The organism is Cedecea sp., from assembly GCF_036500665.1.
GTDB lineage: Bacteria > Pseudomonadota > Gammaproteobacteria > Enterobacterales > Enterobacteriaceae > Cedecea.
On record NZ_DASYBS010000065.1, the window covers coordinates 15377 to 41107 of the forward strand.

29 protein-coding genes and 1 riboswitch are annotated in these 25731 nt (G+C 55.0%); of the genes, 10 read left to right on the forward strand and 19 right to left on the reverse strand.

The genetic code is table 11. The annotated features are described in order from the left end of the window. Positions 1-10 precede the first annotated feature (10 nt). On the forward strand, positions 11-1117 hold the full coding sequence (locus VGM55_RS10620) for an ABC transporter permease (RefSeq protein ID WP_154185123.1): 1107 nt from the start codon (positions 11-13) through the stop codon (positions 1115-1117). Here VGM55_RS10620 and VGM55_RS10625 read toward each other — a convergent pair. The 7 genes from VGM55_RS10625 to moaA form a co-directional block, all read right to left on the reverse strand. Further along, positions 1079-1486: a YbhQ family protein gene (locus VGM55_RS10625; protein ID WP_331635436.1), complete on the reverse strand. Its 408-nt coding sequence runs from the start codon at positions 1484-1486 to the stop codon at positions 1079-1081. The genes VGM55_RS10620 and VGM55_RS10625 overlap by 39 nt on opposite strands. A gap of 173 nt (positions 1487-1659) precedes the next feature. Then, complete coding sequence (locus tag VGM55_RS10630; RefSeq protein WP_008456273.1) at positions 1660-2370, reverse strand: Bax inhibitor-1/YccA family protein; 711 nt, start codon at positions 2368-2370, stop codon at positions 1660-1662. 90 nt (positions 2371-2460) lie between these two features. Next, a complete protein-coding gene (gene moaE, locus VGM55_RS10635; RefSeq protein WP_331635437.1) occupies positions 2461-2913 on the reverse strand; it encodes a molybdopterin synthase catalytic subunit MoaE in 453 nt (150 codons plus the stop codon). After that, positions 2914-3159 carry a molybdopterin synthase sulfur carrier subunit gene (gene moaD / locus VGM55_RS10640; RefSeq protein WP_154185125.1) on the reverse strand — a complete coding sequence of 82 codons (246 nt, stop codon included), beginning with the start codon at positions 3157-3159 and terminating at the stop codon, positions 2914-2916. Beyond that, a complete protein-coding gene (gene moaC / locus VGM55_RS10645; RefSeq protein WP_154185126.1) occupies positions 3152-3637 on the reverse strand; it encodes a cyclic pyranopterin monophosphate synthase MoaC in 486 nt (161 codons plus the stop codon). The genes moaD and moaC overlap by 8 nt, the downstream gene beginning before the upstream one ends. A gap of 3 nt (positions 3638-3640) precedes the next feature. Further along, positions 3641-4153 (reverse strand): molybdenum cofactor biosynthesis protein B, encoded by a 513-nt coding sequence (gene moaB, locus VGM55_RS10650; protein WP_154185127.1) that lies wholly within the window; start codon positions 4151-4153, stop codon positions 3641-3643. 24 nt (positions 4154-4177) lie between these two features. Further along, positions 4178-5200 (reverse strand): GTP 3',8-cyclase MoaA, encoded by a 1023-nt coding sequence (gene moaA / locus VGM55_RS10655; protein WP_154185128.1) that lies wholly within the window; start codon positions 5198-5200, stop codon positions 4178-4180. Further along, positions 5156-5290: riboswitch (molybdenum cofactor riboswitch) on the reverse strand. (Overlaps the previous gene by 45 nt.) Before the next feature lie 208 nt (positions 5291-5498). Here moaA and VGM55_RS10660 point away from each other — a divergent pair. Continuing rightward, positions 5499-6407 carry a gluconeogenesis factor YvcK family protein gene (locus tag VGM55_RS10660; RefSeq protein ID WP_154185129.1) on the forward strand — a complete coding sequence of 303 codons (909 nt, stop codon included), beginning with the start codon at positions 5499-5501 and terminating at the stop codon, positions 6405-6407. A 9-nt stretch (positions 6408-6416) separates the two neighbouring features. On the opposite strand, the gene uvrB is transcribed toward VGM55_RS10660, so the two are convergent. Continuing rightward, positions 6417-8432, reverse strand: a complete 2016-nt coding sequence (uvrB, locus tag VGM55_RS10665; RefSeq protein ID WP_154185130.1) for an excinuclease ABC subunit UvrB — start codon at positions 8430-8432, stop codon at positions 6417-6419. A 790-nt stretch (positions 8433-9222) separates the two neighbouring features. On the opposite strand from uvrB, the gene VGM55_RS10670 reads away from it, so the two are divergent. Next, positions 9223-9933, forward strand: a complete 711-nt coding sequence (locus VGM55_RS10670) for an ABC transporter ATP-binding protein (protein WP_331635438.1) — start codon at positions 9223-9225, stop codon at positions 9931-9933. A 19-nt stretch (positions 9934-9952) separates the two neighbouring features. Here VGM55_RS10670 and VGM55_RS10675 read toward each other — a convergent pair whose 3' ends face one another. The 6 genes from VGM55_RS10675 to bioB form a co-directional block, all read right to left on the reverse strand. Then, a complete protein-coding gene (locus tag VGM55_RS10675; protein ID WP_154185132.1) occupies positions 9953-10471 on the reverse strand; it encodes a helix-turn-helix transcriptional regulator in 519 nt (172 codons plus the stop codon). Positions 10472-10486: 15 nt separating this feature from the next. After that, positions 10487-10747: a hypothetical protein gene (locus VGM55_RS10680; protein ID WP_154185133.1), complete on the reverse strand. Its 261-nt coding sequence runs from the start codon at positions 10745-10747 to the stop codon at positions 10487-10489. Between the two features lie 176 nt (positions 10748-10923). Then, positions 10924-11607, reverse strand: a complete 684-nt coding sequence (gene bioD / locus VGM55_RS10685) for a dethiobiotin synthase (RefSeq protein ID WP_331635439.1) — start codon at positions 11605-11607, stop codon at positions 10924-10926. After that, positions 11600-12358 (reverse strand): malonyl-ACP O-methyltransferase BioC, encoded by a 759-nt coding sequence (bioC, locus tag VGM55_RS10690; RefSeq protein WP_154185135.1) that lies wholly within the window; start codon positions 12356-12358, stop codon positions 11600-11602. The genes bioD and bioC overlap by 8 nt, the downstream gene beginning before the upstream one ends. After that, the gene (gene bioF / locus VGM55_RS10695; RefSeq protein WP_331635440.1) at positions 12339-13493 is read right to left on the reverse strand and encodes an 8-amino-7-oxononanoate synthase; all 1155 of its coding nucleotides are present in this window, start codon (positions 13491-13493) and stop codon (positions 12339-12341) included. The genes bioC and bioF overlap by 20 nt, the downstream gene beginning before the upstream one ends. Further along, positions 13490-14530: a biotin synthase BioB gene (bioB, locus tag VGM55_RS10700; protein ID WP_331635441.1), complete on the reverse strand. Its 1041-nt coding sequence runs from the start codon at positions 14528-14530 to the stop codon at positions 13490-13492. Before bioB ends, bioF begins: the two co-directional genes overlap by 4 nt. An 88-nt stretch (positions 14531-14618) precedes the next feature. Between bioB and bioA the strand changes: the two genes are divergently transcribed. The 4 genes from bioA to VGM55_RS10720 all read left to right on the forward strand — a co-directional run bounded on the left by bioA (position 14619) and on the right by VGM55_RS10720 (position 18277). Next, positions 14619-15908 carry an adenosylmethionine--8-amino-7-oxononanoate transaminase gene (bioA, locus tag VGM55_RS10705; RefSeq protein ID WP_331635442.1) on the forward strand — a complete coding sequence of 430 codons (1290 nt, stop codon included), beginning with the start codon at positions 14619-14621 and terminating at the stop codon, positions 15906-15908. 63 nt (positions 15909-15971) lie between these two features. Beyond that, positions 15972-16448 (forward strand): kinase inhibitor, encoded by a 477-nt coding sequence (locus VGM55_RS10710; protein ID WP_154185139.1) that lies wholly within the window; start codon positions 15972-15974, stop codon positions 16446-16448. Positions 16449-16612: 164 nt separating this feature from the next. Continuing rightward, positions 16613-16852 (forward strand): hypothetical protein, encoded by a 240-nt coding sequence (locus VGM55_RS10715; RefSeq protein WP_331635443.1) that lies wholly within the window; start codon positions 16613-16615, stop codon positions 16850-16852. A gap of 144 nt (positions 16853-16996) precedes the next feature. Further along, positions 16997-18277, forward strand: coding sequence for a putative acyl-CoA thioester hydrolase (locus VGM55_RS10720; protein ID WP_331635444.1), 1281 nt, complete (start codon positions 16997-16999; stop codon positions 18275-18277). Positions 18278-18334: 57 nt separating this feature from the next. On the opposite strand, the gene pgl is transcribed toward VGM55_RS10720, so the two are convergent. Further along, a complete protein-coding gene (gene pgl / locus VGM55_RS10725) occupies positions 18335-19333 on the reverse strand; it encodes a 6-phosphogluconolactonase (RefSeq protein ID WP_154185142.1) in 999 nt (332 codons plus the stop codon). A 129-nt stretch (positions 19334-19462) separates the two neighbouring features. On the opposite strand from pgl, the gene VGM55_RS10730 reads away from it, so the two are divergent. Further along, a complete protein-coding gene (locus VGM55_RS10730; RefSeq protein WP_331635445.1) occupies positions 19463-20293 on the forward strand; it encodes a pyridoxal phosphatase in 831 nt (276 codons plus the stop codon). Here VGM55_RS10730 and modC read toward each other — a convergent pair whose 3' ends face one another. The 4 genes from modC to VGM55_RS10750 all read right to left on the reverse strand — a co-directional run bounded on the left by modC (position 20294) and on the right by VGM55_RS10750 (position 23155). Further along, a complete protein-coding gene (gene modC, locus VGM55_RS10735) occupies positions 20294-21352 on the reverse strand; it encodes a molybdenum ABC transporter ATP-binding protein ModC (protein ID WP_331635446.1) in 1059 nt (352 codons plus the stop codon). Further along, positions 21352-22044: a molybdate ABC transporter permease subunit gene (gene modB / locus VGM55_RS10740; RefSeq protein ID WP_331635447.1), complete on the reverse strand. Its 693-nt coding sequence runs from the start codon at positions 22042-22044 to the stop codon at positions 21352-21354. The genes modC and modB overlap by 1 nt, the downstream gene beginning before the upstream one ends. Then, positions 22041-22817, reverse strand: a complete 777-nt coding sequence (gene modA / locus VGM55_RS10745; protein WP_331635448.1) for a molybdate ABC transporter substrate-binding protein — start codon at positions 22815-22817, stop codon at positions 22041-22043. Before modA ends, modB begins: the two co-directional genes overlap by 4 nt. Positions 22818-23002: 185 nt before the next feature. Continuing rightward, positions 23003-23155, reverse strand: a complete 153-nt coding sequence (locus VGM55_RS10750; protein ID WP_008456213.1) for an AcrZ family multidrug efflux pump-associated protein — start codon at positions 23153-23155, stop codon at positions 23003-23005. A 128-nt stretch (positions 23156-23283) separates the two neighbouring features. On the opposite strand from VGM55_RS10750, the gene modE reads away from it, so the two are divergent. Next, positions 23284-24075, forward strand: coding sequence for a molybdenum-dependent transcriptional regulator (gene modE / locus VGM55_RS10755; protein ID WP_154185147.1), 792 nt, complete (start codon positions 23284-23286; stop codon positions 24073-24075). Between the two features lie 77 nt (positions 24076-24152). After that, on the forward strand, positions 24153-25631 hold the full coding sequence (gene modF, locus VGM55_RS10760) for a molybdate ABC transporter ATP-binding protein ModF (protein WP_331635449.1): 1479 nt from the start codon (positions 24153-24155) through the stop codon (positions 25629-25631). Positions 25632-25731: the final 100 nt, after the last annotated feature.

Below are 25731 nucleotides of genomic sequence, written 5' to 3' on the forward strand. Positions count from 1 at the left end.
GGGAGAAAGCATGTTTTATCGTTTATGGACGTTAATCCGCAAAGAGCTGCAGTCGTTGCTGCGAGAACCGCAGACCCGCGCCATCCTGATTTTGCCGGTGCTGCTTCAGGTTCTCCTGTTCCCGTTCGCCGCAACGCTTGAGGTGACTAACGCCACTATCGCCATCTATAATGAGGATAACGGCAGTCAGTCGGTAGAGCTGACCCAGCGCTTTGCCCGCGCAAGCGCCTTCAGCAACGTGCTGTTGCTAAAAAGCCCGCAGGAAATACAGCCGACTATCGACAACCAGAAAGCATTACTGCTGATTCGCTTTCCGGCAAATTTCTCGCGCGATATCGCCAGCCAGCAGCCAGCTAAGCTGCAAATTCTGCTCGACGGACGCAACTCAAACAGCGCACAGATTGCGGCAAACTACCTCCAGCAAATCGTCAATAACTACCAGCAAGAACTGATGACGGGCATGCCAAAGCCAAACAATAGCGAGCTGACGATCCGCAACTGGTATAACCCAAACCTCGACTACAAATGGTTCGTGGTGCCGTCGCTGATTGCCATGATCACCACCATCGGCGTGATGATTGTGACCTCGCTTTCGGTCGCTCGTGAGCGCGAGCAAGGTACGCTCGATCAGCTGCTGGTTTCGCCGCTGGCGACCTGGCAAATCTTCATCGGCAAAGCGGTTCCGGCACAGATTGTCGCGCTGGTTCAGGCTACTATTGTGCTGGCGGTGGGGATTTGGGGCTATCACATCCCCTTCTCAGGCTCGCTGCTGCTGTTTTACTTCACGATGATTGTGTACGGGCTGTCGCTGGTCGGATTTGGGTTGCTGATTTCCGCCCTCTGCTCAACCCAGCAGCAGGCGTTTATCGGCGTATTTGTCTTTATGATGCCGGCGATTCTGCTTTCCGGCTACGTCTCGCCGGTAGAAAACATGCCGGTGTGGCTGCAGGATTTAACGTGGATAAACCCGATTCGCCATTTCACCGACATAACGAAGCAAATTTACCTGAAGGATGCGAGCTTTGGGATTGTCTGGCAAAGCTTATGGCCGCTGTTGGTGATTGCGGCCACTACCGGCTCAGCGGCGTACTGGATGTTTAGGCGTAAGATTGCGTGATTTGTCTTTCGCGAGCAGAGAGAAGATAGCCGGTCCGGCGAGCATCGCAAGGCCGGCCAGCGCCAGAATCAGGTGGCTCTGCACCACACGTGACAGCAGCCACAGGGCAATCATCGCGTTGCCAAAATACCAGGTGGTGGTCAACTCTTCGAGGAAATCACCAATGTCGCGCAGCAGGCCGGTGTGAACACGCTGGAAGATAAACATCATCACCACGGTGGCGACATAAAGCAGGCACAGCCCAACGCCCACGGGGATCAGGGTTGCCGTTTTCCAGCCAACGAGCAGGGCAGCGATCACCGCAAGATGCAGCATAATCTGCCAGCAACCCAGTCCGGTTCTCACTCTCACACGTTGTTGCCACTTCATGGTTTATCTCCTGGAGTATTTCTTCCTGTTAATCAGAGTACGCAAGTGTACGGAAATTTCCTCAATACGCCCCCTTTTTGTGACAGGTATTGCAATATATTTCCGTTCAGGCAGGCAAAAGTGCAGGAAAGAAAAGGGGAAAACCCTCTTCCGGGAAAGAGGGTACGGGCATATTAGCGGCGGTTACCGAAGATACGCAGCAGCATCAGGAACAGGTTAATAAAGTCCAGATACAGCGTCAGGGCGCCCAGAATGGAATACTTACGCAGCATTTGCGCGTCGCGGGTATCAATTTGCTCGCCGATGTTTTTCAGTTTCTGCGTGTCATAGGCGGTTAAGCCCACAAACACCACCACGCCGATGTAGGTAATCGCCCACATTAACGCATCACTTTTCAGCCAGAAGTTAACCAGAGAGGCAAGAACGATACCGATCAGCGCCATAAACAGCATATTGCCGAAGCCGCTCAGGTCACGTTTTGTGGTGTAGCCATAGAGGCTCATGGCACCAAACATCCCGCCTGCAACAACGAAGGTGCTGGCGATAGACGAATAGGTGTACACCAGGAAAATACTCGCCATGGTCAGGCCGGTCAGCGCCGAGTAAAGCATAAACAGCGACGTCGCCACCCCGGCGCTAAGCTTGTGCACCATACCTGAGAGCACAAACACCAGCCCCAGCTGGACGATAATCAGGCCAAAGAAGGTGATTTTACTGGAGAAGACAAACTCCATGACCGCTGGAGTATTGGCTGCATACCAGGCAATAAAGGCGGTCAAAAGCAGGCCGCAGGTCATCCAGCCATAGACTTGCGCCATAAAGGTCTGGAGGCCAGTATTGGCACGCTGCACGATAGTCTCATTGGGACGCGGGAATCGGTCCATGATGCTTCCTCTGTGTTGTGAATTTAGCTTCTGACGCGAGCGGTTTGGCTCACCCGCTTTAAGATTAACACATCCCGCAGGCCGCGTAGCCTACCAGCGTTTAGCCGCCTGTTTATCGCTGTCTCTCGCCTCAACCCAGCGATTGCCTTCCTGAGTCGCTTCACGCTTCCAGAATGGCGCCCGGGTTTTCAGATAATCCATAATGAACTGGGCCGCTTCAAAGGCAGAGCTGCGGTGCGCGCCCGTCACGCCGACAAAAACAATTTCATCCCCTGGCCACAGCTCACCGATGCGGTGAATCACCGTCACGCGCTGCAGCGGCCAGCGGCTTCTGGCATCTTCAACGATTTCGGCCAGCGCTTTTTCGGTCATCCCCGGGTAGTGTTCGAGCGTCAGGGCGCTAACGCTATCTCCAAGATTGTGATTGCGGACCTTGCCGGTGAAGGTCACAACCGCGCCGTCTTCATCACACTGAGAAAGCCACTGGTACTCTTCGCCAACGTTAAAATTCTCGCGGCCAACAATAATACGCGTGCTGTCCACTTAGCCCCCTGTCACAGGTGGGAAGAAAGCGACTTCGTCACCTTTCGCTAGCGGATGGTCGAAGCTCACCAGCGTTTGGTTTACCGCCGCCAGCAGCTTGCCGGACTCCAGCGCCAGCGCCCAACGGTCGCCTCTGGCGGCTAACGCCGCGCGCAGCTGCTCCACATCCTGATAGGTTTCTTCCAGCGTCAGGCTGTCGCAGTCGACCAGCTCGCGTACCTGGGCAAAAAACAGAACATTAAGCATCGCTTTCCACCCTGAAGTCACCAGATTTACCGCCGCTTTTTTCCAGCAGACGTACCGGGCCGATAACCATGTCTTTTTGCACAGCCTTGCACATATCATAGATGGTCAGCGCCGCGACGGACGCCGCCGTCAGGGCTTCCATCTCAACGCCGGTTTTACCGGTCAGTCGGCACAGTGACTCAATGCGTACTCGGTTGTGCCCGGTCTGTGCCTCCAGCTGCACTTCTACTTTGCTCAGCAATAGAGGGTGGCATAGCGGGATCAGTTCCCATGTCCGTTTAGCGGCCTGGATACCCGCGATGCGCGCCGTGGCAAACACGTCACCTTTGTGGTGGCTGCCGTCAACGATCATTGCCAGCGTTTCCGGTTTCATGGTAACAAACGCTTCCGCGCGAGCTTCGCGCACCGTTTCGGCTTTGGCGGAGACATCCACCATATGCGCTTCTCCGGCGGCGTTAATGTGGGTCAGTTGCGACATAACTTACTTCTTAAGATGTGGGTGGAAATTGCAAGGACGCTGGCGGGCATCCAGCTGTGCCTGAATGATATTTTCCCAGGCGGTGCGGCAGGCTTTTGTTGAGCCCGGCATGGCGAAAATCAACGTTTTGTTTGCCATACCCGCCACGGCGCGGGACTGCAGCGTAGAGGTCCCAATTTCTTCAAAAGAGAGCATGCGGAACAGCTCACCGAAACCTTCGACTTCGCGATCGAACAACGGGAGTAGCGCTTCTGGGGTCTGATCTCCATCCGTAAACCCGGTTCCGCCGTTAATCAGCACCACTTGAATCTGTTCATCGGCGATCCACTGCGAAACCACGGCCCGAATGGCATAGCGGTTTTCTTTTGCGATAGCCTGATCCACCACCAGGTGCCCCGCCTCCGTTGCAACCTCACGCAGATAATGCCCTGAGGTGTCGTCTTCTTCGCCGCGGCGGCTGGACACCGTCAAAATAGCAATACGTGCCGGGATAAACTCTACGCTTACCTGACTCATCGATATTCTCCTTTTGGGCAGGCTTTAGCCGCCGATATACGACAAATTTTGGGTGATGCCGGTGTTACCGTCATGCAGGAAATGGGTTTGCTTTTTCTGCGCCAGCGCGGAAGCGATACGCCCTTCCAGCTCACCTTGTTGGGCGTCATCCGCCAGCAGATCGCGGAGCGCAATCCCCTGTTCGCCAAAAAGGCAAAGGTGCAGGTTGCCAACCGAGGAGACGCGCAGCCGGTTACAGCTGGCACAGAAATCTTTCTCGTACGGCATGATGAGCCCGATTTCCCCTTTATAGTCGGGGTGGCAGAAGACCTGAGCGGGGCCATCGCTGCGCTGGCGTAGCTGGTGTACCCAACCACGTTCAAGCAGCTGGTCACGGATGGTTTTACCAGAGATATGGTGTTTGCGGAAAAGCGTACCGCCGTCGCCGGTTTCCATCAGCTCAATAAAGCGTAGCTGGATAGGACGAGGTTTGATCCAGGCAAGGAAGCTTTCAAGCTGATTGTGATTTACGTCACGCATCAGCACGGTGTTCACCTTTACGCGTTCAAAACCGGCGTCAAAGGCGGCATCAATCCCTTCCATCACCTGGCGGAATTTATCCTGGCCGGTGATGGCGTGGAACTGACGGGCATCGAGGCTGTCGACGCTGACATTAATGGCGGTCAGCCCGGCATCACGCCACGCGTTAACATCTCTCGCCAGTCGATAACCGTTGGTTGTCACGGCAAGCTGGCGAATAGAGGCGTTTTCACGCACCGCGGCGATGATGTCGGTGAAGTCACGGCGTAGAGAGGGTTCACCGCCGGTCAGGCGTACCTTTTCCGTCCCCAGGGCGGCAAAAGCTCGGGTGACACGACGGATCTCATCGACGTTGAGGAAGCTTTTATTCGCCACACCGTGGGGCTTATAGCCGTCGGGCAGGCAATAGCTGCAGCGGAAATTGCAGACGTCGGTTATTGATAAGCGCAAGTAATAGAACTTACGCGCAAAAGCATCGGTAAGCTGGGACACTGAGTACACCTTTCCAAATACGGGAGATGCAGTCATTTCTTCCTGCACCCTGGCAGCCTCAGGGGCTGCGGCCAGGGCACCTTATCGTATGACTTAGGTACCAGGGCTTGAGTGTGTGTTACTGCGATAGTAGCGCGACATCTTCCTTCGCGCTATATCAGTTTTCGCTATATAAATCCATACATAACGAGATAATTGCTTAACTTCGCTACAGAGTACTTAAAAAGATAACTTTTACCTTGATTTGCATCATTATCCACAGAGCAAGAATCGTCTTTTTAGCGCTTTTACGCTACCTTAAGCGCCTGTATGCCTCTTAAGGATTATCTTTTCTATGCGTAATCGCACGCTTGCAGATCTTGATCGGGTCGTCGCGCTGGGCGGTGGCCACGGTCTGGGCCGCGTAATGTCATCGCTTTCCTCCCTGGGCTCACGTTTGACCGGTATCGTTACCACGACCGATAACGGCGGTTCTACCGGGCGTATTCGGCGCTCGGAAGGCGGTATTGCCTGGGGAGATATGCGTAACTGCCTGAACCAGCTGATTACCGAGCCGAGCGTGGCGTCAACCATGTTTGAGTACCGTTTTAGCGGTAATGGTGAACTTTCAGGGCATAACCTTGGAAATCTGATGTTAAAAGCGCTGGATCACCTCAGTGTGCGCCCTCTGGAAGCGATAAATCTAATTCGTAACCTGCTTAAAGTGGATGCGCAGCTGATCCCAATGTCAGAACAACCGGTAGATTTAATGGCGACCGACGACCAGGGCAATGCGGTTTACGGTGAAGTGAGCATCGATCAGTTAATCAGCCCACCTCAGGATCTGGCGGTCTACCCAAAAGCCCCGGCTACCCGTGAGGCGCTGGAAGCTATCGCTGAAGCCGATTTAATTCTTATTGGCCCTGGCAGTTTTTATACCAGCCTGATGCCTATTCTACTGCTTGATGAAATGGATCAGGCGCTGCGCCGAACACCAGCCCCGATGGTGTATATCGGTAATTTGGGCAAAGAACTCAGCCCCGCGGCGGCAAGCCTGTCATTGCGACAGAAGCTTGAACTGATGGAACAACATGTAGGAAAACGTATCGTGGACGCCGTGGTCGTTGGCCCTCAGGTTGACGTAAGCGAAATGACCGACAGGCTGATTATCCAGCAACCGCTTGAAGCCAGCGATATCCGATACCGCCATGACCGCCAGCTGCTGCGGGCTGCACTTGAGCAGGCCGTACAACAGCTCGGTTAAGCGCGCCGCTTACGAAGCGGCGATAAACAGCTCACGCAGCTTATGAAGCTGGTCACGAACCTGCGCCGCCTCTTCAAACTCAAGGTTCTGTGCATGCTCCAGCATCTTCGCTTCGAGCTGGTGGATTTTCTGCTGTAGCGCCTTCGGCGTCAGGACAACTTCGTCGTCTTCAATCACGCTGCGCGCTTTGGTTTTGACTCGCCCTTTGGTTTTTGCCATGCCTTCGCCAAGCTGCAGGACGTCCACTACTCGCTTATTCAGGCCCTGAGGCGTAATGCCGTTTTCTTCGTTGTAGCGCTGCTGCTTCTCGCGACGGCGTTCAGTTTCGCCAATCGCCTTCGCCATGGACGGGGTAATTTTATCGCCGTAAAGGATCGCTTTGCCGTTAACGTTTCGCGCCGCGCGGCCAATAGTCTGGATAAGTGAACGCTCTGAACGCAGGAAGCCCTCTTTATCCGCATCCAGAATGGCCACCAGCGACACTTCGGGCATATCCAGGCCTTCGCGAAGCAGGTTTATCCCTACCAGCACGTCAAACTCACCAAGCCGTAAATCGCGAATAATTTCCATTCGTTCCACGGTGTCGATATCCGAATGCAGATAGCGTACGCGTTCGCCGTGTTCTTCCAGATATTCAGTCAGGTCTTCTGCCATCCGTTTAGTCAGCGTCGTCACCAGCACGCGCTCGTTAATGGCCACGCGCTTGCGGATTTCTGAAAGCAGGTCATCGACCTGTGTGGCCACAGGACGTACTTCAATAATCGGGTCAAGTAGCCCCGTAGGACGCACCACCTGATCGACAATATCCTCGCCGGATTTTTCCAGCTCGTAGTTGCCCGGCGTGGCGGAAACGTAGATGGTCTGCGGAGCAAGCGCTTCGAACTCTTCGAATTTAAGCGGACGATTATCCAGCGCGGACGGAAGGCGGAAGCCATATTCCACCAGCGTCTCTTTACGCGCGCGGTCACCGCGGTACATCCCGCCGATTTGCGGAATTGTCACGTGGGATTCATCAACCACCAGCAGGCCATCCGCCGGAAGGTAGTCAAAAAGGGTTGGCGGCGGCTCGCCGGGACCACGCCCTGAAAGATACCGAGAGTAGTTTTCGATGCCCGAGCAATAGCCCAGCTCGTTCATCATTTCGAGATCAAACTGGGTACGCTGAGCAATACGCTGCTCTTCCAGCAGTTTATTATTGGCCAGCAGAAATTTACGGCGCTCGGCCAGCTCCACTTTGATGTCTTCCATCGCCTGCACAATACGCTCACGCGGCGTAACGTAATGCGACTTAGGGTAGATGGTGAAGCGCTGAATCGTTTGATCGATTTGCCCGGTCAACGGATCGAAAAGTGACAGCCTCTCCACTTCTTCATCGAACAGCTCCACGCGCAGCGCAAGGTCATCCGACTCCGCCGGGAAGATATCAACCACCTCTCCTCTCACGCGGAAAGTCCCGCGCTGGAATGCCTGATCGTTACGTGTGTATTGCAGTTCGGTCAGACGGCGCAGGATCGCCCGCTGGTCGATGATCATGCCCTTCGTCAGATGAAGCATCATTTTCAGGTACAAATCCGGGTCGCCCAGACCGTAGATTGCCGACACGGATGCCACCACGATAACGTCTCTGCGTTCAAGCAGCGCTTTCGTCGCCGACAGACGCATCTGTTCAATGTGTTCGTTTACCGAAGCGTCTTTTTCAATGAAGGTATCTGAGCTTGGGACATAAGCCTCAGGCTGATAGTAGTCATAGTAGGAGACGAAAAACTCAACCGCGTTATCCGGGAAAAACTCTTTCATCTCCCCGTAAAGCTGTGCCGCCAGCGTTTTATTCGGAGCCAGTACCATCGTGGGGCGCTGAAGGTCAGCAATTACGTTGGCGACAGTGAAGGTTTTCCCGGACCCCGTCACCCCCAGCAACGTCTGGTGGGCCAGCCCATTTTCAAGCCCGTCTTTCAGGCGATGGATAGCTTCAGGCTGGTCGCCAGAAGGTTTAAATGCAGAATTAAGTTTGAACGCTTTACTCATGAACGGGCTACCTGATGAAGAAACGAGCGGGCCGGAGAGTAATTTTACCCGGCAACGTAATTTTTGCCAGTAGAAAACTGTATAAAACACCAGTTCTCATTTTTACTACGCCTGCCAACAAATGTATTTTGCCGTTTTGTTTGCCCACAATTTCACCCTTCGCCAGATAAATCTCCAGCTTCTGGCGGTTATCCCCAAATTTTTTCGCCTTTTAACATTTGTCAAGGGAGGTCAGGACACCACAGGCCCATTGTTTGACACTTTTATTGCAGCAGTTGATTTTATTTAACAGATTGAATTTAAATAGATATTTAGCAAAGACCGGTTTCGCGTCAATTTGGCTGCAGGCCGCGCCCGCTCTCGCTTCCGTGAAGTTTTCTAACTCTAATGCACAAGGTTATCCACAGGAATAGTGGATAACTGCAGCAAGCCCTTTTAGTTCGCCACTCGGGAAAACCCCTAATTTTTCTGTGTCAGGGGCGAAAAAAAAATTTCGCTAATTTTTTTGCTTTTATTCATTCGATTTCGCTATACCGCGCCGGTTTGAAGCAGATCCCGAAATCGAGATATATCCTGAGGTTAAAACGCGTTTTATTGCACCAAATTCGTTCTTCTTTAGCACTCGTCAGGTGCAGCGAAACGCGAACCTGAGCACCATCAATTTGTTTAACGAAGTAAATACTAAGTTTTATCCTGGAGTGACGGTGGTTTTCAGGGAATATCACCAAGCTGGCAAGCTAATTGCAGAATATCACTGGGGGAAGCCTCCTCCCAACCAAGGAGATGAACCATGCTGAGCTTACGCGCTGTAAATCAGTTCTACGGTGACAATCACATATTGTGGAACCTCGACCTCGAACTGGCACCGGGCGAATGCACCTGCGTCCTTGGTGCTCCCGGGCAGGGAAAAACCACGCTGGTAAACTGCATTACCGGCTATTTGCCCGTACAAAGCGGCAGCATGCTCTGGCAACAAGCGGGGCTGCCTCCTGAAGACCTGGTCAATAAACCTGTTGAGAGCCGGGCCGCGCTGGGAATTGGCTATGTCCCGCAGGACAGGCGCATCTTCTCCCAGCTTAGCGTTGAAGAAAACCTGCAGATCGCCATGATGGCGGGCCACCACGCGCCCCGGGTTATCCCTTCGCTTATCTATGACCTTTTTCCGGAGCTCTATAGCCTGAGGCAGGTAAAAAGTGGCGAGCTCCACGTTGATATGCAACAGCAGCTGGCGCTTGCCCGGGCGCTGGTTCTACAGCCAAAGTTACTGATACTGGATGAACCAACCCTGGGCGGTGGTCAACGGTTTATCACTGAGATGGGTAATCTAATTCGGCGCTTAAACCGTGACTTCGGCTTGACGATTCTGCTGGTTGAACAGCGGCTGTCGTTTATACGCCGGGTAGCAGATAAATTTTGCCTGCTGCACAAGGGCAGGAATATCGCTCAGGGTCATGTGTCGCAGCTGGATGATAAGCTTGTCGCGGGCTGGCTGGAGCCCTGAACGCATCTACTCTCCAGCGCTACAGATTTGCCAGCCGCGCCTGAAATGCCGGATTCAGGGCGGTCAATGCTCTGCGAAGGTTGCACTGGCGAGTCACTTTTGCAATATCCAGCAACGGCGCAGGTATCGCCTTCACGCCGGTGCTATTCATCCAATGTAAAACCGTTTCGAGATTCCACAGTGCGGTTTTTCCGTCATGTACCGGCGTCGGGAACGCTTCGCGGGAGACCATGACTTTTCGAATATACTGCCGAGAAACGCCCAGCAGTTCAGCTACGTCACTCAGCCCAACTAAGTCAGGTGCGGCTTCAACCAACGACGCGCCTGGAATAATATGAGAGACCTCCTTCAGCGCGCTAAGCAGCGCGTCTTCGGCACCGTTAGCTTCACGGGTGAAGTTCAGGGCGATGCGCCCCGTTACGCCTATACCAATAAGAGCATCATCGCACCCACCGGCACCCAGTACGCCAACCCACGGCTCAGGATCCTTCTGGCCATCAGGCAGGTTGAAAATAAGCGTAAACGTGTATTCCGCCATGATACGTTCTCCTTGTTAGTGCAGCACGCTGCGGGATGCTATGTTTGCGCACCCATCCACAAGCCTGCGAATTTGCCTGGCATGGTTCTGCGCGTTTCGCGGCGTGCTCCAGACACAGCTAATGCAAAACTCTCCGCAGCGGCAGGCTTTATCATTCCACGGGCAATAAAGCTTTCCCCAGCAGTGAGCGCCCCCCTCTTTTACCCGCCATCCCTGAAATTCGGCGTAGCTTAGTGCCGCCTCTATCTCTTTTTGCGGGTGCCGTTGTCTTGCCATATTTCCTCCGGCTAAAAAAGCATCTCATAAAGGTTGTCACATGACAACTTAAACTATGAAATACTCTATACCCTTTGCCGGTGGGGAAGAATCGTTGTTTATGAGGAAAGCACTAAAGAGGGAGCCAGCCCGCAGCGCGGCTGCGAGCGTGGCTTTTGTTGCATCAGACTTGAGGCTTATAGCGCAATGACGGAGAGATCGAGATAATGACCAAGCGGGGTTTCATCGCTTATTCCCTCAAGCCAGGGGATCTCCCCCAGCAGAGGTGCCGGCAGCCGCTGCTTAAGCGTGGCAAGATATTCTGCGTGCCTTTTGCCTGCTGGCTGAACCCCGTTTGCAATCCAGCCAACAAGCGGTAATCCCGCAGCACACACGGCCTGCGCCGTCAGCATTGCATGATTAATGCAACCAAGTTTCACCCCAACGACCAGAATGACCGGCAGTTGCTCACCAATGGCCCACTCGGCAAACGTGGTGGTATCCGAGAGCGGCGTAAACCAGCCTCCCGCGCCTTCTACCTGGATCCAGTCGGCTTTGCTGGTGAGGTTTTCCAGCCCTTCAGACAGTGCAGAAAACGTAATGGGGCGCTGCTCTTCCACGCTAATAATGTGTGGCGAGGTCGGTTCAATAAAAGCCAGCGGATTAATTTGCTCATATGGCAGCATAACCGAGCCATTACGCTGTAAGGCTAACGCATCGCTATTACGTATGCCCTCAGGCGTCATTTCGCTGCCGGAGGCAACGGGCTTATAGCCTACCGAACGATACCCGGCGGCATTAGCCGCCTGCAGTAGCGCACAGCTGGCGACGGTCTTTCCAACTTCGGTGTCTGTCCCGGTTACAAACCATTTTTTAATCACGTTCAATTACTCCAAAAACTATCTGCCAGCTGAGGGAAAATTGCCCATCCTGCCGGGGCCATGTTTCGCTAAGCCGCTTTAGTTGCCCGCGCGTCATCAGCGTGTTTTTTCGGCCTTCATGCAGGTGTGTCGCGCCAACGCCTTTCAGCGAACGCATGGCGCTCATGACGTCGGGAAAACGCTGGCTGACCGTGCGGCTGGCGACGACGGACCGCCACGGCCGACACGCTTGTTCAATCTCGGCCACGGATAAAAACTGATTGGCATGCGCCCGTTCATCTATCCCGCGCCAGGCCTCGTGCAGTTCAGGCAGTGAGCCTGCTGCAAGCGTAGTAAATGCAATGCACCCACCCGTTTTTGTCACGCGGTAAAGTTCGGATAAGCCTTGCTGCAGATCGCTACACCACTGAACGGCAAGATTACTCCACGCCAGATCTACTTGTTCATTCGCCAGAGGAATAGACTCGATATCGCCCTCAAGGACACGATGCGCCGACTGGGTTTGCTGGCACTGCTCAAGCATCGCTTGCGAAATATCCAGCGCCAAAACTTCGCTTCCTTTATCCCGCCAAATTCGGCTGTACCAACCGGTGCCGCAGCCTGCATCCAGCACACTGACTGCGGGGCGGCCTGCCACCTCTGTCAGCAGGTTATCGCCGCAGACTCGCTGCAACTCGGCAAAACGCTCGTAACTTCCCGCAGCCCGGCCAAACGCCGCGGCTACAGCGGCCTTATCGACCTGTTTCGTCATAAAGCGCCTCCAGCAGTGCATCAATATCGTGTGATATATGGGCGGCCGTGAGAGTAATACGCAGGCGTGCGCTGCCGGGCGGCACGGTTGGAGGGCGAATGGCCGTTAACCACAATCCACGCTCTCGCAGACGAGAAGCAAGATCCAGCGTGCGCTGATTCTCTCCCACAATTAACGGCTGAATAGCGCTGCCGGAGTCAGCAAGCCTCAGCGAAAGCTGTGCAGCCCCTTGCCGAAAGCGTTGGATATTCGCCGAGAGCCGAGCTCTGTAGGCATCCCCCTGCCGAATAACCGTTAAGGCAGCCTGAAGCGCCACGGCCTGCGCCGGCGGCATCGCGGTGCTGTAGATCAGATGACGAGCAAACTGCAGCAGATAGTCGGCGGTTTCCTGGCTGCACAAAACCGCAGCGCCGCTTCCGCCAAACGCTTTGCCAAACGTAATGACCAGAATCTCTGGGCTGATATTTTGCTGATGACAGCTGCCGCGGCCTTCGTCGCCCAGGACGCCAATACCGTGCGCATCGTCGACCATCAACCAGCCACCGGCCTGATGGGCAACACGTGCAATTTCAGCCAGCGGCGCGCTGTCGCCGTCCATGCTGAAAATACCTTCGGTAAAGATCAGCCGTTCGCCGTCATGCGCCTGACTAAGCAGCGCCGCAAGCGCCGGAATGTCGTTATGATGGAATCTTCGCAGCTGGGCCGAACTTTGCATCGCCGCCTCCATCATTGAGGCATGGCAAAGCTTATCGGCGATAAGCGTATCCGTTTTTTGCGCCAGCGCGGAGATCACCGCCTGATTCGCGCTGTAGCCTGAAATAAACAACAGCGCTCGCTCAAACCCCAGCCATTCAGCCAGCTGTTCTTCAAACGCCTGATGCGCGCGGCTATAGCCGGTCACGTGCCCGGAACCACCGCTGCCAACGCCAAACTGCGCCGCGCCTTTTTGCCATGCATCAACAATCTGCGGATGGTGGCTAAGCCCCAGATAATCATTGCTGGAAAAATTCAGATACTCCCGCCCGTTAGCCGAAAAAATACGCCCGTTTCCGAGCGTATTGGCCTGCCGGGTGCGGAAGCTTGCGCTCGCCCGCCGTTCGCTTAAGGCTTCAGAGATTCGCTGCTGCCAGCTCATACCGCCGCCGCGTTGTAGTAACTGTCGGTATCGGCGTTCAGCAACTGCCCTGCCAACTGTTGCTGCTGCTCGTTATCCCCCATTTCGGTGGTGGTTTGCTGCGGATTAAGCCCCAGCTTACGGAACAGCTGCAGATCCTTGTCCTCTTCCGGGTTTGGCGTCGTCAGCAGTTTGCAGCCGTAGAAGATGGAGTTTGCCCCGGCCATAAAGCACATCGCCTGTGTCTGCTCGCTCATTTGTTCGCGGCCTGCTGAAAGGCGCACGTAAGAGGCTGGCATCATGATTCGCGCCACGGCAATGGTACGAATAAAATCAAAGGCATCCACGTCTTCGTTATCCGCCAACGGCGTGCCCTTCACTTTTACCAGCATGTTAATCGGCACGCTTTCCGGCGGGATGGGTAGATTGGCTAGCTGCAGCAGCAGACCCGCCCGGTCGGTCACGGTTTCGCCCAGCCCGACGATGCCGCCGGAGCAGACTTTGATCCCCGCATCACGCACTTTATCGAGGGTATCAAGACGCTCCTGATAGGTACGGGTGGTGATGATATTGCCGTAGAATTCCGGTGAGGTGTCCAGATTATGGTTGTAATAGTCCAGCCCTGCCGATGCCAGACGCTGCGCCTGTTCATTGGTCAGCGTACCGAGCGTCATACAGGTTTCCAGTCCCATGGCACGAACGCCCTGCACCATCTGCTCAAGATAGGGCATATCGCGCTCATGCGGGTTTTTCCAGGCCGCGCCCATACAGAAACGGGTCGACCCTGCGTTTCTTGCCTTACGAGCAGACGCCAGAACCTGCTCAACTTCCATCAGGCGCTCGGACTCAAGACCGGTTTTATAGCGTGCGCTCTGCGGACAGTATTTACAGTCTTCCGGGCAGGCGCCGGTTTTAATCGACAGTAAGGTACTGACCTGTACCTGATGCGGATCGAAATGTTTGCGGTGGATCTGCTGGGCTTCAAACAGCAGATCCAGCAAAGGTTTTTGAAATAAAGCAGTGACCTGCGACAGTGTCCAGCGTGCGTGGTGAGCCATGGGGCCTCTCCAAAGGGGTGTTATAGTGAATCGATTGACGTTATAATTGTAAACCTAAATGTTTTTCAAATGGTTTACAAGTCACCCTATGAGCCCTGCTGATTTAGCATTCGACCAACGACATATCTGGCACCCTTACACTTCAATGAGCCAACCGCTGCCGGTTTACCCCGTAGTCGCGGCAGCCGGCTGCGAATTGCAGCTGGAAGATGGACGTTTGCTTGTGGACGGCATGTCTTCCTGGTGGGCCACCATTCATGGCTACAATCACCCGCGCCTGAATCAGGCGATGAAGGCCCAGATAGACAGCATGTCGCACGTGATGTTTGGCGGAATCACCCACCCGCCTGCCGTTGAGCTTTGCCGCAAGCTGGTGGCGATGACGCCCGCGCCGTTGGATTGCGTGTTTCTGGCCGATTCCGGTTCAGTGGCCGTCGAGGTCGCCATGAAAATGGCGCTGCAGTACTGGCATGCAAAAGGCCAGCCGCGCCAGCGCTTCCTGACCTTCCGGAACGGCTATCACGGCGATACTTTTGGCGCGATGTCGGTCTGCGATCCCGATAACTCTATGCATAGCCTGTGGCAGGGCTATTTGCCTGAACATCTGTTTGCTCCGGCTCCGCAGTGTAGGTTTGGCGATGAGTGGAACGAGATGGACATGGTTCCGTTTGCACGCCTGATGGCCGCACATCGGGAAGAGATTGCTGCGATTATTCTGGAGCCGGTAGTACAGGGAGCCGGGGGAATGCGTTTCTACCATCCTGAATGGCTACGTCGCATCCGCCGCATGTGCGATCGGGAAGGAATCTTGCTGATTGCCGACGAAATTGCAACGGGCTTTGGCCGCACCGGAAAACTGTTTGCCTGCGACCACGCGGATATTTCACCGGATATTATGTGTCTGGGAAAAGCATTGACCGGCGGCACGATGACGCTCTCCGCAACGCTTGCCACCCGTCACGTTGCGGAAACCATCAGCAACGGTGAAGCCGGATGCTTTATGCATGGCCCAACGTTTATGGGGAATCCTCTCGCCTGCGCGGTTGCCTGCGAAAGCCTGGCGCTGCTGGAAGATGGAGACTGGCAGCAGCAGGTTCAGGCTATCGAGCATCAGCTGCAGGAAGGCCTGCTGCCACTGGCCGCGAGCGAGCACGTTGCCGATGTTCGCGTTCTGGGCGCAATCGGTGTTGTGGAAACGCACAGGCCGGTCGACATGGCGGCTTTACAGCGTTTCTTTGTCGAACAGGGCGTCTGGATCCGTCCGTTTGGTCGCCTGATTTACCTGATGCCGCCTTATGTCATCAGCCCCGCGCAGCTGGACAAGTTGATGACCGCTGTTGCACGGGCGGTAGCAAATCCTGCGTTTTTCAAGCCGTAATATTCGGCGAACGCCCCCGTCTATACTAGACTGAGCGGGTCAAATACGGATTGAGGAGGGTTGATGAAACTGATCTCTCAGGATATTCGCGACGGTGAAAAGCTGCCTCCGCGTCATGTCTTTAACGGGATGGGCTATGAAGGGGATAATTTGTCTCCTCACCTGGAATGGGACGCCGTACCGTCCGGGACAAAAAGCTTTGTCGTGACCTGCTACGACCCCGACGCACCTACCGGCTCGGGCTGGTGGCACTGGATTGTGGCAAACCTGCCGGCAGAAACGCGCGTGCTGCCTCAGGGATCGGGTTCAGGTCTGGTGGCTTTACCCGGTAATGCCATCCAGACCCGAACCGATTTTGGCCAAACTGGCTACGGCGGCGCGGCGCCGCCGAAGGGCGAAACGCACCGCTATATTTTTACCGTGCACGCGCTGGATGTGGAAAAGATTGACGTTGATGAGGGCGCATCCGGCGCGATGGTCGGCTTTAACGTTCACTTCCATACCTTAGGTAGCGCTTCAATAACTACCTTATATAGCTAATCCCCAACGCTCTCTGGCTGGTGTACTTTGCCAGCCTTCTGCCTTTGCTGAGTAATCTTTTTCTGGAATTAATTTATACAAATAAATTCCGTTAAGTTATTAATCCCTCCCCGTCTCGCTGCCGATTAACATTGCACCAGTTTCACATCACAGAGAGACAGAAAATGAAGAGAATCGTTGTACTCAGCTTCTGCCTGATGGCGGGAAGTGTCTTTGCCGATACGGGTTCACCGCAGCTCAAGGCGGAATCACAGTCGGTGATTCGCCAGGCGGGCTACCAGTGCGATACCGTGAACAGCGTTTACCCGGCCGCTTTTGGCGGCTCGCTCACCGTCTCCTGCGACAGTGACCACAAATATATTATTCGCAAGAAAGACGGCCAGTACACCGTAGAAAAAGATTAACCACGCCCTTTTCATCATCGGATAATGCCCTCTTCCCTCTTTCTGAAGCCGATTTGCACAAATCGGCTTCCCGTTTCGCTCAACTTAGTATAAAAAGCAGGTTTTGAAATAACCCTCTATTCCACCGTACAGCAAGGAGCAACCTTGAACACATTATCGGTTTCTCGTCGCGCCGCAGCCCTGGCTTTCGCCGTGGCGCTGAGTGCATGTAGCTCAACCCCACCCCAGGACAAACCGTCTACTCAGGTGGCGCCAGGAACCCAGTCCCGCCCGATCCTGGCGGCTGACGAAGCGCAGAATTTTGTGGCTGCACGCTACTTCACATCAATGAACCCAAATGAAGCCGCGTGGACGCCATCCTCGATTCGTACTCCTCAGCAACCTGATTTCGTGGTTGGCCCTGCTGGCACAGCCGGGGTAACCCACACGTCAATTCAGGCCGCCGTCGATGCAGCGATTATCAAGCACAGCAGCTCCCGACTTTATATCGCCATTATGCCGGGTGAATATGAAGGTACCGTGTATATTCCGGCCGCCTCCGGGAGCGTAACGCTGTACGGGACTTCAGGTAATGCAGACGATGTTAAAATTGGCCTGACGCTGGACTCCGAAACCGACCCGGCAACGTGGCGCCGCACCGTTAACCCGGCGGGTAAATACATGCCTGGGAAACCGGCATGGTACATGTTTGACAGCTGCCAGAGCCGCCGTAGCGCGACCGTGGGCGTGATGTGTTCCGCCGCAGTTTGGTCGCAAAATAATGGTCTGCAGCTCCAGAACCTGACTATTCAGAACACCCTGGGTGACAGCGTGGATGCCGGTAACCACCAGGCCGTGGCGTTGCGCAGCGATGGCGATAAAACGCAGCTGAACAACGTTCACCTGCTGGGCCGCCAGAATACCTTCTTCGTCACCAACAGCGACGTTCAGAACCGCATGCTGACCAACCGCCAGCCGCGCACGCTGGTGACCAACAGCTATATCGAAGGTGATGTGGATGTGGTCGCAGGCCGTGGCGCTGTGGTGTTCGATAACACCGATTTCCGCCTGGTGAACAGCCGTACCAAAGAAGGCTATGTGTTCGCACCAGCAACCCTGCCAAACATCTACTACGGCTTCCTGGCGACAAACAGCCGCTTTACCGCAGCCGGTGACGCTCAACTGGGCCGCTCATGGGATTTAGCCGGTGAAAACGGCCAGGCCGCGAATGGCCAGGTTGTTATCCGCGACAGCGTGATCAACGAAGGTTTCAACACGGCTAAACCGTGGGGCGATGCGCTGGAGTCTAAGCGTCCATTCGCAGGCAACGTTGGCACCAAAGACGATAAGGGCGCGATCAAACGCGATCTGAATGACCCAAGCTTCAACCGCATGTGGGAGTTCAATAACCGCGGTTTAGGTAGCCCGGTCGTCGAAGAGAAGTAATTTTTAACTCAGTAAGAAAAAACCTCGCCGCGGCGAGGTTTTTTTTATGTCTGACAATCAGTGCGCGTGAATCACAACCCACATAGGGCCCTGCCCGACTGCATAGCGGCCTTTTTCTTCCAGCAGCCCCTGCTCACCATTAATTTTATACACGGCCGCATGATGGGATTTCTGCCCGACGGCCACCAGGAACTTACCGCTATGGTCAACGTTGAAGCCGCGAGGCTGCTCTTCCGTTGGCTGATAACCTTCGATGTTCAGCACGCTACCGTCTTCGGAAACGCTGAACGCGGTGATAATACTGGCGGTACGGTCACAGGCATACAGGTGGCGGCCATCCGGCGTGATATGGATATCCGCAGCCCAGCGGGTCCCGGAGAAGCCTGGCGGCATAAAGTCCAGCGTCTGAACGCATTCGATTTTGCCGTGCGGGTCGCGCAGTTCCCAGACATCAACGGTGCTGTTCAGCTCGTTAACGCAGTACGCATACTGCTGGTTCGGATGAAACGCCATATGGCGTGGGCCTGCGCCCTCAACCGTCGTCACCTCAGCAGGCGTTTGTGCCACCAGCTTGCCGTCTTCGGACAGCGTGAACAGGCAAATACGATCCTGCTTCAGGGCCGGCGTCCAGAGCGTGCGGTTATCCGGAGAGATGTTCGCCGAGTGGCAGCCGTCCAGCCCGTCGACCACATCAACGGTTTCGCCCGGCAGGCCATCGTTTTCAAGGCTTATCACCGCAACGTTTGCTGCATTGTACGAGGCACTGAACAGGAAGCGGCCTTTACGGTCGGTAGAAATATGGGTTGGACTGCCCGGCAGCGGGGCGACGCCCGCTTCCGTCAGGGAGCCATCATCCGGCGTAATGCGGTAAGCGATGACGCGAAACTCAGGACGCACGCCAACGTACAGAAAACGTTTATCCGGGCTAATGACCATCGGCTGAACCTGCCCTGGAGCATCCACCACCTGTACAAGGGTCATTTCACCGCTGGCGTGCAGCGTCCAAACGTGGATCTGCTGGCTTTCCGGGCTGGCGGTATAGACTGTCTGTTTCATGCGTTTACTTTCCTCCTGACGTCGTAAGTAATAATCATAAGGTGAGCCCCAGGCCGCTCGCTATTTTGCGCTTCAGCGCGAGCGGTGTACCATCGGAACAAACCTTATGAATAATGACTGGAACCCTAAATGAGTTATCGCGTAATCGCTCTCGATCTCGACGGCACCCTGCTGACCCCGCAAAAAACGATTCTTCCGGAGTCCATTACGGCCCTTCACCGCGCCCGCGAGGCGGGAGTGAAAGTGGTGATCGTGACGGGTCGCCATCATGTCGCCATACATCCTTTTTATCAGGCACTGGCGTTAGATACACCTGCAATTTGCTGCAATGGCACTTATTTGTATGATTATCATGCAAAAAAGGTTCTGGCCTCCGATCCCCTTCGCCCAGACCAAGCTGCGCAAATGGTAGATTTGCTCACCGCTCACCGCGTACATGGCCTGATGTACGTCGACGATGCGATGCTTTATCTGGAAAGCTCGGAGCACGTGAAAGCCCACGTAGCCCGAACTCAAAACTGGGCACAATCATTGCCTGAAACCCAGCGCCCGGTGTTCCGCAGCGTGCCTTCCCTTAAAGAAGCCGCTCAGGACGTGAAGGCTATCTGGAAATTCGCCCTGACGGACTCAGACATTCCTAAGCTCAAGCAGTTTACCACGGAGGTAGAGCGCGAGCTGGATCTCTCCTGCGAATGGTCCTGGCACGATCAGGTTGACGTTGCCCAGCGAGGCAACAGCAAAGGCGCACGACTGGCTCAGTGGGTTGAGTCTCAGGGACTGTCGATGGATCAAGTGATTGCTTTTGGCGATAACTATAACGATCTGAGCATGCTGGAAAGCGCCGGGATGGGCGTCGCGATGGGTAATGCGGACGAGGCGATAAAATCGCGTGCCGATATGACCATCGGTACCAATCTCGAAACCGGCATCGCCGAAACGCTGTACAAATACGTGCTGTAATCAGGCCGTAATCGACACGCTTTTCACCTGCGCATACAGCCACTGACCGGGTTTCACCGCCAGTTCATCCCGGGCCCAGGGGCTGATGCGCGCCCACAAGGTACGGGAACCCACTTCAAGCTGAACCTCTACCTGCCCCTCGTCATCAAAGCACTGAGCAACCTTAGCCCGCAGCACGTTACGAATACTGCTGTTAACCGGCGGCTGCAATGCCAACGATACGTCAGAAGCCTGAATGCGAATACGCAGCGGGGCCTGCACCGGCTTGTCGAGCTTATTGACCCACAGATGCTGGTCGCCCAGCGCCAGCGCCGTCATAGCGTAATGCGGATGGTGTTCCAGCACGGTGACTTTCAGCACGCTGCTTTGCTGCTCCTTGGGCAACCAGGGATGCATCACGCTGCTGCCCCACACCTCTTCAAGGTTGCCAAACGCCTTCACGTTTCCCGCATCCAGCACCAGGACTTTATCCGCCAGATGTAAAATCTCCTCCAGCGAATGGCTAACATAGAGCATCGGGATATTAATCTCACGCGCCAGACGCTGGAGATAAGGTAGCAGCTCGCGTTTACGGGGGATGTCCAGCGAGGCCAGCGGCTCATCCAGCAGCAATAGCTCAGGCGCGGTTAACAGCGCGCGGCCAATGGCAACTCGCTGCTTTTCGCCCCCGGACAGGCTCCACGGGAAGCGTTCCAGCAAATCTTCGATGCCGAGCAGCGCCACCAGCTTGTCAAACTGGCCTGCCATACTTTTTGCCATTCCGTATTTTAAATTGCCGCGAACCCGGTAATGCGGAAACAGTCGCGCATCCTGGAATACATAGCCAACCCGGCGTTTTTCTGGCGGCAGATAAAGCTGTTTTTCCGCGTCCGTAAGGACACGGTCATTGAGGACGATGCGCCCCTGTTCTGGACGAGTCAGCCCGCTGATAGCATTGATTAATGACGTTTTCCCGGCACCGGACACGCCAAAAACGGCGGTAATGCCCTGCCCCGGCAGGGTTTCATTAATTTCCAGCCGATGCGTGCCAAGCGTTTGAATAAAGTTAAGCTCCAGCATCAGCTCGCTCCCATACGTTTACGGCTCACTCGAGCCAGCCACTCAGCCACCAGCAGCGAAGCCATCGCCAGCACAATAGCAATCAGGCACAAACGCGCGGCAGCGCTTTCACCGCCGGGGGTCTGGATCAGGGTGTACATGGCCGATGGCAGCGTTCGGGTTTCACCGGGAATGTTGGAGACGAAAGTGATCGTCGCGCCGAACTCACCGAGCGATCGGGCAAATGCCAGCACGGTACCGGCAATAATACCCGGCAGCGTTAACGGTAAAGTGATAGTGCAGAAGACACGCCAGCGCCCTGCGCCCAGCGTTCTTGCCGCCTGTTCAAGACGGAGATCAACGCCTTCGAGCGCCAGGCGAATCGCACGAACCATCAGCGGGAACGACATGACCGCCGCCGCCAGCACCGCGCCACGCCAGCTAAAGGCAAAGGTAATGCCAAACCAGTCATACAGCCAGGCGCCGATAAACCCGCGACGGCCAAAAGCGACTAATAACAGATAGCCCACCACCACCGGCGGCAGGACTAAAGGAAGATGAATCAGACTGTCGAGCAGGGCTTTGCCCGGGAAACGGCAACGCACCAGTACCCAGGCAAAGAAGATCCCGATGGGAAGGCTAAACAGTACCGCAATAGATGACACTTTTAGGCTTAGCAGCACCGCCTGCCATTCGGGATCGCTCAATATCATTGTTTCGTCGTAAATCCGTATTTTTGGAAGACTTTCGCCGCTTCCGGTCCTTTCAGATAGCTATAGAACGCGGTCACTGACGGGTTATCGTGGCCTTTAACGATCGCAATCGGGTATTCCACCTTCTTGTGGGAATCTTCCGGGAAGGTGCCCACAACTTTCACGCCTTTTCCGGCCACGGCATCAGAGCCGTAAACAATACCCAGCGGGGCTTCGTCACGCTGAACCAGAGCCAGCGCACCGCGAACGTCTTCAGCAGGGGCAAGTTTACTGGATAAGGTGTCCCACGCGCCCAGTTTTTGCAGCGCTTCTTTGGCGTAAATCCCCGCAGGCACGTGGTCAGGATCGCCTACCGCCAGACGACCGCCTTTTAACAGCGAGGCCCAGTCAGTTTTCGCGTCAATGGTGATTTCACCCTGCTTGCTGGCAGTCGGGGCGACCACCACCAGGCTGTTGCCCAGCAGCGTCTCACGGGTATCCGTTTTGATGGTGTCTTTCTCAACAGCATAATCCATCCATTTCTGATCGGCAGAAATAAACAGATCGGCAGGTGCCCCGGCTTCAATCTGGCGAGCCAGAGTAGAAGAAGACGCAAAGGAAGAGGCAACCTCAACCTTCTTCTCTTTCTGATACTGCGCCGCAATATCCTGCATCGCATTGGTTAACGATGCCGCCGCAAAGACGGTAATTTTGTTCCCCTCAGCCAGCGCCTGGCCTGCCAGAGAAACCGATAAAGCCGCGCCCAGGGCGAGGCGTACCCAACGTTGTTTCATGTTTTCACTCCGTTTGTTTCGTTATGTAACCTGAAATATAACGATTGCCATGCGGAAGATACAGAATTTATCGGCAGAAAGGAGAAGGGCTTTAAAGTTCTTGACTGAGATCAACAGAAAGACGGCGTGTGCGGGGCTAATACGGCAGAAAGAGAAAGCCCGGCGAGTGCCGGGCTTTCAGGGAATCAGTGATGCTGTTTCGGCTGTTGGTCGCGATGACCGACTTTTGAAAAGACGTTAAACACTTCACCCAATCCATAGATAAGACCCAGGATCACTGCCATCACAACCGGCACCATGACCACGGCAAACACCAGGCTTTTCAATAACTCGAACATAGTTGCCTCCGGCAAAAGCGAGAATGATTATTCTAGCGGCAGTTGCGAAAAACGCACTCTCCTTTTGTGCCATTTGCCCGGATCGGCACAATAGAGGAAAATAAGGGTTTTTCTGGCACGGAGAGACCATGCAAGCTGAAATTTTGTTAACGCTGAAACTCCAGCAACGGCTGTTCGCCGACCCGCGACGTATTGCGCTGCTTAAACAAATCCGCCACACAGGTTCCATTAGTCAGGGTGCGAAACTGGCAGGCATCAGTTACAAAAGCGCCTGGGATGCCATTAACGAAATGAACCAGCTGGCAGAATCAAGCCTGGTCGACCGTGCTACCGGCGGCAAAGGCGGCGGCGGCGCAGTGCTCACCCGCTACGGCGAGCGCCTTATTCAGCTCTACGACCTGCTGGCGCAAATTCAGCAAAAAGCGTTCGACGTTTTGCAGGATGATGCCCTGCCGCTGGACAGCCTGCTTGCCGCCATTTCCCGCTTTTCACTGCAAACCAGCGCCCGCAACCAGCTGTTTGGCACCGTGCTCAAACGCGATGACGAACAGGTTCAGCAGCACGTCGATATTCTGCTGGCTGACGGTGAAACTCGCCTGAAAGCGGCGATTACCCGCCAAAGTGCAGAGCGGCTGGGGCTGAACGAAGGCAAAGAAGTTCTGGTGCTGATTAAAGCGCCGTGGATAGACATCGCCGCGGATGCCAGTGCGGCAGGAAATGCAGATAACCAGCTGCCGGGCAAAATCAGCAGCATTGAGCAGGGTAAAGAGCAAACCGAAGTCCTGGTTCAGCTTGCCGACGGCCAGACGCTTTGTGCGACCCTGCCGAATCTCCACGTCGAGCAGCAGGCGCTGGCGGAAGGTGCTGAGGTCACAGCATATTTCAATGCAGATCGGGTGATCGTCGCCACACTCTGCTAAAAGCAGCGTTCTCATTGACATCGACGCGGACAGGTCGTATTCCTGTAGCCTTATCGCTGCAAAAAATGGGATAAAACATGTCTGCGTTGCAAATTTCGCAAGGTACGTTTCACCTTAGCGACACAAAAACCCTTACCCTGAACAATCTTACTCTGCGCGCCGGCGAGAGCTGGGCGTTTGTCGGTGCTAACGGCAGCGGAAAATCTGCCCTTGCTCGCGCCCTGGCCGGCAGCCTGCCGGTAATGAAAGGCGAACGCCGCTGCGACTTCACCCGTATCGCCCACCTCTCTTTTGAACAACTGCAAAAGCTGGTCAGCGACGAATGGCAGCGCAATAACACCGATATGCTGAGCGTCGACGAAGATGACACCGGCCGCACCACCTCAGAAATCATCCAGGATGAGGTCGTGGACGAAGCCCGCAGCCGCGAACTTGCTACGCTGTTTGGCATTGAACATTTACTCACTCGTCGTTTCAAATATCTGTCGACGGGTGAAACGCGCAAAGCGCTGCTTTGCCAGGCGCTGATGTCGGAGCCGGAGCTGCTGATCCTTGATGAGCCGTTCGACGGGCTGGACGTGAAATCTCGCCAGCAGCTGGCAGAGCTACTGGCACAGCTGAGCGCTCAGGGCTATACCCTGGTGCTGGTGCTCAACCGCTTCGATGAGATCCCGGATTTTGTTCAATTTGCCGGCGTGCTGGCAGACTGCACGCTGACGGAAAGCGGTGAAAAGCAGGCCCTGCTGGAACAGGCGCTTATCGCGCAATTAGCCCATAGCGAAAAGCTGGCTGGCGTGGCGCTCCCGGAGGCAGACGATCCCTCGGCCCGCTATACCCTGCCCGAGCATCAACCGCGAATTGTGCTCAAAGACGGCGTGGTGGAATACAACGATAGCCCCATCCTGCACAAGCTTAGCTGGACGGTTAACCCAGGCGAACACTGGCAGATTGTAGGGCCTAACGGCGCCGGAAAGTCGACATTGCTCAGCCTGATCACCGGCGATCATCCTCAGGGCTATAGCAACGATCTGACGCTGTTTGGCCGCCGTCGCGGCAGCGGTGAAACGATTTGGGATATCAAGAAACACATCGGCTATGTCAGCAGCAGCCTGCACCTGGACTACCGGGTTAGCACCACCGTTCGTAACGTTATTCTTTCGGGCTATTTCGACTCGATTGGGATTTATCAGGCGGTTTCAGATCGCCAGCAAAAGCTGACCCGAGAATGGCTGAACATGCTGGGGATGGATAACGCCACCGCCGACGCTCCTTTCCACAGCCTCTCGTGGGGCCAGCAGCGCCTGGCGTTAATTGCCCGCGCGCTGGTTAAACACCCGACGCTGCTTATCCTGGATGAGCCTCTGCAAGGGCTGGATCCCCTGAACCGGCAGCTGATACGCCGCTTTGTCGACATTTTGATTGGCGAAGGGGAAACACAGCTGCTGTTTGTTTCTCACCATGCCGAAGATGCACCGCAATGCATTACCCATCGGCTAACCTTTGTGCCGGAGGGGAATAAGTACGGCTACCGGATAGAAAACATTCTTCCCGCATAATCCTTTAAGGCGCTACGGCGCCTTTTTCATTGACTGCCACACGCAGACTTTCGGAATAGACGCACGCTTTCTTCTTTACGTATTTGTTTTACAATGCGTT